This is a genomic window from Pseudochrobactrum sp. AO18b (assembly GCF_000409565.1).
GTDB classification, from domain to species: Bacteria; Pseudomonadota; Alphaproteobacteria; order Rhizobiales; family Rhizobiaceae; genus Pseudochrobactrum; species Pseudochrobactrum saccharolyticum.
Window position 1 is genome coordinate 1 of record NZ_ANNO01000431.1, and the last position, 1,747, is coordinate 1,747.

General features: G+C 49.1%; 1 protein-coding gene. It reads left to right on the forward strand.

What is annotated here, in order from left to right:
- Nucleotides 1-39 precede the first annotated feature (39 nt).
- Nucleotides 40-1,704: a phosphoethanolamine transferase gene (locus A918_RS20835; RefSeq protein ID WP_022712098.1), complete on the forward strand. Its 1,665-nt coding sequence runs from the start codon at nt 40-42 to the stop codon at nt 1,702-1,704.
- The last annotated feature ends 43 nt before the right edge of the window (nt 1,705-1,747 follow it).

Consider the following 1,747-nt stretch of genomic DNA (forward strand, 5'->3'; position numbering starts at 1 on the left):
TCGTTTGTCCAAAGTACAGAACTTCAAGGACGACGAGTCATGGCATTGAATACTCCGGCAGAGTTGCGCCGCCCGCATATCGAAAGCGTAACCTTAAGTATCATCACAGCCGGCTATCTTACCGCAGTAAACAATGCAACATTCTGGCACCGCTCAGAGGAGTTGCTGCCAACCGGCGCGCTTCTGGCTCTTGTTGCGGGCATATTCTGCCTGTTAACAGCGCTTTGCATCACTGTTTCCGTGAAATATCTCACCAAACCGCTGTTTATTTTTCTCATTATGGTTTCGGCTACGGCATCATGGTTCATCGATCAGTTCGGAACCATCATTGATGTGGAAATGCTGCAAAGTGCCATCGACACAACCAATGCCGAAGCGGGACATCTCATCAGCTTCGGCTTCATACGCCATGTTGTTATATTTGGTATTCTGCCTTCCCTGCTGATTTTATGGGTAAAAATCGAGCACCGTTCATTCCTGCAAAAAGTGAAGCAGAATTCTGCTTTTATCTTTCCGGCGCTGTTTGCTGCAGCCGCACTTTTCATGCTGAATGCCAGCACTTTTACCTCGCTGGGGCGCGAACATAAGGAATGGATTGCAACGCTCAATCCGGTGATGCCGATTGGCAATGCTGTCAAGCTGGGCATCCGCTCCGGTAAAAATCAGAATATTATTGTGCAGCCGCTCGGTACGGATGCCAAGGTTGCCAATGCCGGCTCAGGCAACAGAAAACCGCGCCTGACGATTGTTATTGCAGGCGAAACCGCCCGTGCGGAAAGCTTTTCCCTCGGAGGCTATAAGAAAAACACCAATCCTGAGCTTGCCCGTCAGGACATCACCTATTTTTCCGATACCAGCAGTTGCGGCACCATCACAGCGGTGTCCCTGCCATGTATGTTCTCGGTTTACACACGCGATGAGTACACCCATGAGAAGGGTCTGGAGACGGAAAACCTGCTCGATGTGCTGAAACATGCCGGTGTACATGTGGAGTGGTGGGACAATAATACAGGCCACAAATCTGTTGCTGATCGTGTGACAAGTGAAGCGCTGTCGACATCAGACAATCCGAAATATTGTAAAAACGGCGAATGTCTGGACGGGATTTTTCTGGATAAACTCGATACATGGATGTCCGGCATAACACAGGACACAGTGCTGGTGATGCACCAGCTTGGCAGTCACGGACCGGCTTATTATCTGCGCTATCCTGATGAATATCGCCGTTTTACACCGGATTGTCAGAGTGCTGAATTTTCAAAATGCAGCCGCGAAGAAATTCTCAATGCCTATGATAATAGTATCACCTATACGGATCATATTATTTCATCGGTTATCGACCGGCTGCGCGACAAACAGGACAAGCTCGATACTTCGCTGATTTACATGTCAGACCATGGTGAATCCGTTGGTGAATTTGGCCTCTATCTCCATGGTGCCCCCTATTTTGTAGCACCGTCACAGCAGACTCACGTGCCTTATGTGCTGTGGCTCGGAAAAGATGCCAAAGCCACAATCAGGCAGGATTGTCTCGCGAAAGAAGCAACCGAGCCGCAATCTCATGACAAACTGTTTCATACAGTTCTCGGTCTGATGCAGGTGAAAACACAGGTTTATTCTCCGGCTCTGGATACGCTCTCTTCATGCCGCGTGAACGGGCAAACAAATCCGCAGGTTGCTAATTCTGTGGCTGTTCGCAGATAGAAATCACATTATATACTTGAAACCGGTTACAGGGGGGTGGGGT

Bases quoted from the DNA above. Each gene is read 5' to 3' on its own strand.
- A918_RS20835 (WP_022712098.1), top strand. From the start codon at position 40: ATGGCATTGAATACTCCGGCAGAGTTGCGCCGCCCGCATATCGAAAGC.